This is a genomic window from Nostoc sp. FACHB-190, from assembly GCF_014696905.1.
In the GTDB taxonomy this organism is placed as follows: domain Bacteria; phylum Cyanobacteriota; class Cyanobacteriia; order Cyanobacteriales; family Nostocaceae; genus Nostoc_B.
Genome location: NZ_JACJQW010000062.1, coordinates 22,353 through 29,020, shown reverse-complemented (window position 1 = coordinate 29,020; position 6,668 = coordinate 22,353). Strand labels below are relative to the sequence as shown.

The window sequence follows — 6,668 nt, the reverse complement described above, 5'->3', positions numbered from 1 at the left end:
ATGGCTGTTATCAATCGCTCAATTACTTGTCTAGATTGAGTTTTACACGATTTTTGACCACTGCAAATACCACACTTGACAATTTCTCCTTTTCCTTAACTTGTCACCAATGATTAATAATTGAACCATTGAGTTGAGTATATCTTTCAATGATTACCGCCGCCCCATTTTCCGCCGCTAAAGTGCCATAGTTTTCAATGTTGCCATTAAATATGGAAGTGTGAGAACCCGATTCGGGAACCCAATACAGCCTAATGGCTGCGGCTTGGTTGGTTTGGTTATTCGGTGCGCCATCCGGTAAACCACGACCTTGAATTAAGCCGCGATTAATAATCGAACCATTCACCTCTGCACCCAATTCTAAGGAAATTGCATCACCATTTAAACCTGCGCCAACTTCAATTACCCCATTAGCGCGGTTATCAATCAAGACATTACTAGCGGTGAAGTCACCATAAATTATGCCATTACGGGGATCAGCAGTGGTGGTTATTAGTCCACTATTAGTCAAAATACCGCCACTACTACCAATATTGATGGCGCGACTAGCACTGGTAATTAACCCAGTATTATTAATTCGTGCTGAAGCTACACTGGCATTAATAATGTTAATGCCATTAAAAGCGCCATTAATCGTACCGCTATTATTGATGGTGCTGGCAATTCCGGCGACTTGAATTGCTGTATTGGTGCTGCGAATTAGTCCACTACCAGTAACATTGATTTGATTGAGGGTGTTTTGTGTAAGTACCCCTGGTTGAGTTCCCGCAGTAACTAACTCACCTGCAACTCTTAAAGACTCGCCAAAATCATCCAGGATTACGCCTTCTGTAACGACTGTTCCACCAGGAATATTAATCGTTGACATGAGATATTGCTCCCAATTTTTGAGTTTTAGTTGAGAAATCGGATTATGATCATTAGCTGTGTCTTCAAGTTTTGCTCTACTTTTTGAGAGAGCATTTTGCGTAGACGCAGATTTTTTTAGTTGAAAATATTGATGCCACTCAGGCTTAAGATATAGCCTGTCATTATGTCAGAACAGACTAATGAATGTATAAACTAAGACAGAACAGACGCAATATCGGCAGCAAATAAGTGGTTGCTAATCAACCACTCAATTACTCTACAGTGAAGCTTTCTTTATCTGCAAAATATTTAGATTTTCTTGGGAAATGCAGCAAATACAAATCACAAATAAAATGTCAAGGAAATATACTACCAAGTCACATAATCGCGCCATTTATCCAGCATCTTGGCACTGATACCAGGAATTTGCTCTAAATCTTGGAGGGATGTAAATTTTTGTTGTTGACGCGCAATAATTATCTTTTGAGCTAACTTTTTACCCACACCAGGAAGAGTGGTTAATTCTTCCAGACTGGCTGTGTTGAGATTGATTTTTTGGGTGATGAGATTTTGGCTGGAAGTTGGTGCAGATATTGTCGGACATTTTTTGGTTTCTGCTTGCATTTTTGCTTGAATTTCTGATGGTAAACCAAGTTGTGCTTTGGCATAAAGACGGGCAAATTCTCGCACATAATGAGCCGCCACTGTAGGATTTTCAATCACCATCAGAGTTTCATCGTTGCCATTGTTAGCTGCATCTGACCAATTATGTGAACCTGTAATGATTATTCTATTATCAATAATTGAGAATTTATGATGGAGTAAATCACCTTTGGCTAATACAGGTACACCCACACTAGTAATTGGCTTTGACCAAGGTTTATTGTCATTTTCATACTTACATTTATTACTCAAAGCTACTCCCATCATATCTAAGGCTTCGCTGTAGAAACGATAAGCAAACTTAGCATCAATTAAAGCCTGAATATTTATACTTTGTTGATGACGCTGTTCTAAAATATTGGCAAGTTGCTGTTCAGAAAAGACAAATAATGCTAAATCAATTGATTTAGTAGCAGTATTTAACTTTTCCCCAATTAACCCATTACTAGTTTGACTCCAAGGTTGAGTAGGAGAAGCCGGAGAAAATTGGATTGTAATTTTGCTATCACCGATGGTAATTTGTTGGGGAGAACGCAGTGGTTTTTTAATGCCAAATTTGCTGTCTGGTTTACCTCCAGGGCCATCACCCCACATAATATTAAACTCTTGGGTAAACACAGTTGCTAATTCGGGACTGTCGATTTTGAGTAAATTATTGGCATTACCTACACTAACAGGATTGCTAAAATCGCCAAAAGTGTCGCTAGGGGTGAAGTTAGCCGAAGTTACAACTACAATGCGATTATCCACAATCAAAAATTTGTGGTGCATTAAATTACTACCTGCGGAACCGTCAGCTTGGTCATCGATTACAGGAGTTTTGGCATTTTGTAAAATTACTAATGCGTCTCTTTGATTAATTTCTTCCTGGCTGAGTTGATTATCGTGATTTAAGTCAATAAATTGATAAAAATCTTTGTATCTTTCTTGTTCTCTAGTTGTTAGTTTTTTAACTTCTGCTGCTGTAAAGCTACTCCAAGGACGACTGTAAGTATTTTCTAAAATTACTCTCACTTTTACCCCGGCTTTTTGTCTGTCTACTAATGCTTGGGCAACTTTGGGTAAGCGTAATTCTTGGACTGCTACATCTATTGTAGATTTTGCTTGAGAAATAGTATCAACAATGATTTTTTCTAAGTCATCACCTCGTCGGGTTTGCTGACGGTAAGATTCACGATATTCTGAAGATTCAGACTGATTTAAATAGACTTGAATCAATGAATCTTGTGGTAAAGGTGATAAACGCTGATGGGATGATTTAACTTGTTGACAAGCTGTGGTCACAAATATTAAGGCAAATAGCCCAAAATACCCTGATCTACGAAAAATTGGCACGGTAATCTGCTAAAAGTAAATTGGTAGCGAACATAGTTATTGTTCCCAAAATGCAGTACGCCAATTTAAAGAGGTAAACAGCTTGATCGGCAGTTAAAAAATCTTCCTATTGATGCAGATTAATTCACATTTTCTCAAGATTTAACCAGACAGCTTTGTATGGTGAAAATAGTGAGTAGCCCATTGCCCATGTCTTTCCGCCCTAATGTTGTGATATGCAAATATATTTAGATTACAGTGCTACTACTCCAACTCGCCCAGAAGCGATCGCAGCGATGCAAGCAATTCTCACTCAACAGTGGGGTAATCCTTCTAGCTTGCATGAGTGGGGACAAAGGGCTGCAACTGTTTTGGAACAAGCCAGAGTTCAAGTTGCAGACTTAATTAACGCTATTGATTCTGAATCAATTATTTTTACGGGTGGCGGTACAGAATCTGATAATTTGGCAATTATTGGTGTGGCAAGGTTGTATGCTGTACCGCAACATATCATTATTTCTAGTGTGGAACATTCCGCCATTTCTGAAACGGTGCGAATGCTAGAAATGTGGGGTTGGGAAATTACACGCTTAGGAGTGGATAACTTAGGAAGAGTTAACCCGTTAGATTTACAAGCTGCATTGCGACATAACACCGTTTTGGTGTCAATAATTTACGGACAAAGTGAAGTCGGGACAATTCAACCAATTAGCGAGTTGGGCAGAATTGCGCGATCGCATGGTGCAATTTTCCACACTGATGCAGTGCAAGTTGCGGGACGTTTACCCCTGGATGTGCAGACATTACCAGTTGATTTACTCAGCATTTCTAGCCATAAAATCTACGGGCCGCAAGGTGTCGGGGCGTTGTATATTCGTCCTGGTGTCAAAATTATGCCTCTGTTGACTGGTGGTGGACAAGAAATGGGGATGCGTTCGGGGACGCAAGCTGTCCCGATGATTGCGGGGTTTGGTGTCGCTGCTGAATTAGCCGCCAAAGAACTACCAACCGAAACACCAAGGCTAATTGATTTGCGCGATCGCTTATTTGCTTTGTTAGCAGATGTCCCTGGTTTAATTCCCACAGGCGATCGCATCCATCGTTTACCCCATCATGCAAGTTTCTGTCTGGAATACGCCGACGGTGAAAAACTGAGCGGTAAAACCTTGGTGCGACAATTAAATTTAGCGGGTATTGGCATTAGTGCGGGTGCTGCTTGTCATAGCGGTAAACTCAGCCCCAGCCCGATATTATTAGCTATGGGTTATTCCCAAAAAGCAGCCCTGGGAGGTATTCGCATTACATTAGGACGAGATACCACGGAAGCCGATATTGATTGGACGGCGATGGTATTGAAGCAAATTTTACAACGAATCACCGCAGATTTTACATTAGCAACACGTTGATATTAACTAAACTTCTGGTTCAACGCCGAGCGATATACTTGCTTTGTGGGGTATTCAGCCAGTTAATTGCATTAAAAAACTGATGGGGCAGTTGTTGAAATAGTTTTTCTCAACTCCTGTAACAATGATTCCAGAAACATCATGTCATTGGTGATGTCTGAAATCTCATCATCACTTAAATTGTCTGCCTCTAATTGCTTTTGATAAGCATCAATCCTGTATTCTATTGCCTCAACAATAAACCGAGTTGCTTTAGGAGAAAAATTCACGTTCAAATACTCCCTTAATTAACTTTGTAAAATGCCTCACCCACTAACCGCAATGCTGTTTTGTAGTCTTCCATTCGCATAGTATAGCTTGGTTCCCATAGCCAGTGATTGCCGTAATCATTCACCAAGCGGAGTTCATTAGGAATATCATTTCCTTTTTCCAACTTCCACCAATTCTTGCCAATTCCCTGAACAGCAAACGTTGAAATTCCGCCAGAACCTGCAACAACCAAAATATCACCATCTTCTTCGTAAGTTTCAATGTCTTGTGAACGAATGTTATCCATCCTGGAGGAAGTTGCATTTCCCATACGATACAAATCAACTGGAGTTTTTCTCATACCAGTCAGCCCAATAACTAAACTTCTGGTTCAACGCCGAGCGATCGCAATTGAGCAATTAAGCGTTCATTTCTTTGGCGTTCTTGTTCGGCGCGTTGGGCTTCTTGTTCAGCGCGTTCGTCACCAGTCAACAATAAATTACCTTGCAAGTCCCACCAGCGTAGCCAAGGTAATGCCATATTTTGGTATTCTCCCTGCCAGATACCTAATTCCACACCTAAAGGATGTATGGGATAATGCCCACGTTCGTTAGCTGGTAACAGCTGATACTGTCCTTCAATTAAGTGATAAACTTCCACACTAGCTTTATTTACTTCATAAATGCCGTAAAAAGCTGGATGAATTACTTGCTCATAAATCCAAAATTTGCCTTTCAAGGGAGTTTTATCTCGCTCCTCCCTACCATCACCAGAAGCAAATTCTAAAGCAATTAATGGGGAAATATACTCACGCCACAACACGTAAGAACGTCGTGTTTGTCCCTCAAATGAAGGCGGTACATTTCCTACATAAAACCAATCTGGTGCTTCTGCGCCTTTCTCTGGAGGATCAGTTAAGCGCCAATAAATACCTAAATCTTGACCAATACAATAATGACCGTCAGGATGTAATTTTTTGAGTACTGGTGTAATTGAGTCAGTCAATAAAATACTTTGGGGATGTTCTTGCCAATTCTTCACGAAACTTCCGTCTGATTCTGGTAGCTGCGTATGGTCTGGGAAAGGAGTAAGTTCTTCAGTAGCTCGATTGATTGCAGAGGTCATAAAACACCTTTGCAGGGATAAGGGTTGTTTTTTAGTTTAGCAACTAACGGCGAAACATTTGGTCATCAGGTATCACGTTGCACTGCTACGCTAAACTGATAGCAATGAGATAGTTGTAGTCATGTCTGTTGCCCAAGATTTAGAAACTCCAGAAGATGTTATATTTCCCCCAGGGGATTTATATAGTGACGAACCGCCTTTGGAAAGTGACTTACATCGGCTACAAATGACGCTGCTAATTCAGTGTCTAGAATTGTGGTGGAGCAACCGCAATGATTTTTATGTTTCTGGAAATATCACCATTTACTACAGTCCGCGCCAACGCAAGTCAGAATATTTTCGCGGCCCTGACTTTTTTGTAGTGTTGGGAACAGAACGCCAACCTCGTAAAAGCTGGGTAGTTTGGCAAGAAGACGGTAAATATCCCAACGTGATTATTGAACTGCTCTCAGATTCTACCGCCGCCACAGACAGAGGCTTAAAAAAAGAAATTTATCAAAACACCTTTCGCACGCCGGAATACTTTTGGTTTGACCCCAATAATTTAGAATTTGCTGGGTTTGTTTTAGTAGCTGGTAAGTATCAACCATTAGAACCAAATGCTCAAGGTTGGTTATGGAGTCAGCAGCTAGAGTTGTATTTAGGAATTGCTCAAAATAAATTACGCTTTTTTACGGCTGAAGGTGAATTAGTCCCCACACCAGAAGAAATCGCATATCAACAAAAGCAACGCGCCGAACAAGAAAAACAACGTAGCGATCGCTTGGCCGCAAAACTGCAAGAATTAGGTATTAACCCAGATTCTATTTAGTGGATTATAAGTAGTAGGACTAAATTAAACCTAACTTAAAATTACCGGGTTTCGACTGCGCTCAACCCTCTTATTCTTAAGGATCGAGCATTGAGCAAAGTCGAAATGCGTCTTCTAAATAATTGTGTCTACCTACTTACTTCTGGTTAAATTTCACTAATTAAAGTTTGATTCCGGTAGCTGGATTTGTTACATAGGTCATAAAAAATCCGTACAAGGATAAGAGTATTGTTTCCATTAGTAATGGAAAC

7 protein-coding genes are annotated in these 6,668 nt (G+C 40.3%); 2 read left to right on the top strand and 5 right to left on the bottom strand.

All coding sequences use genetic code 11. The annotated features are described in order from the left end of the window. Positions 1–103: 103 nt before the first annotated feature. Both H6G28_RS33810 and H6G28_RS33805 read right to left on the bottom strand, forming a co-directional pair. On the bottom strand, positions 104–868 hold the full coding sequence (locus tag H6G28_RS33810) for a hypothetical protein (protein ID WP_190677460.1): 765 nt from the start codon (positions 866–868) through the stop codon (positions 104–106). 350 nt (positions 869–1,218) lie between these two features. Continuing rightward, complete coding sequence (locus tag H6G28_RS33805; protein ID WP_190677458.1) at positions 1,219–2,847, bottom strand: DUF655 domain-containing protein; 1,629 nt, start codon at positions 2,845–2,847, stop codon at positions 1,219–1,221. A 215-nt stretch (positions 2,848–3,062) separates the two neighbouring features. Between H6G28_RS33805 and H6G28_RS33800 the strand changes: the two genes are divergently transcribed. Beyond that, positions 3,063–4,232 (top strand): cysteine desulfurase family protein, encoded by a 1,170-nt coding sequence (locus H6G28_RS33800; protein ID WP_190677456.1) that lies wholly within the window; start codon positions 3,063–3,065, stop codon positions 4,230–4,232. Positions 4,233–4,303: 71 nt separating this feature from the next. On the opposite strand, the gene H6G28_RS33795 is transcribed toward H6G28_RS33800, so the two are convergent. Genes H6G28_RS33795 through H6G28_RS33785 form a run of 3 tightly spaced genes read right to left on the bottom strand, consistent with a single transcriptional unit; the run spans position 4,304 to position 5,606 of the window. After that, the gene (locus tag H6G28_RS33795) at positions 4,304–4,501 is read right to left on the bottom strand and encodes a hypothetical protein (RefSeq protein WP_190589441.1); all 198 of its coding nucleotides are present in this window, start codon (positions 4,499–4,501) and stop codon (positions 4,304–4,306) included. A gap of 14 nt (positions 4,502–4,515) precedes the next feature. Beyond that, positions 4,516–4,842: a Tse2 family ADP-ribosyltransferase toxin gene (locus H6G28_RS33790; RefSeq protein ID WP_190589440.1), complete on the bottom strand. Its 327-nt coding sequence runs from the start codon at positions 4,840–4,842 to the stop codon at positions 4,516–4,518. Between the two features lie 17 nt (positions 4,843–4,859). Then, complete coding sequence (locus H6G28_RS33785; protein ID WP_190677455.1) at positions 4,860–5,606, bottom strand: Uma2 family endonuclease; 747 nt, start codon at positions 5,604–5,606, stop codon at positions 4,860–4,862. Between the two features lie 121 nt (positions 5,607–5,727). Here H6G28_RS33785 and H6G28_RS33780 point away from each other — a divergent pair, with 121 nt between their 5' ends. Beyond that, positions 5,728–6,417: a Uma2 family endonuclease gene (locus H6G28_RS33780; protein WP_190677453.1), complete on the top strand. Its 690-nt coding sequence runs from the start codon at positions 5,728–5,730 to the stop codon at positions 6,415–6,417. Positions 6,418–6,668: the final 251 nt, after the last annotated feature.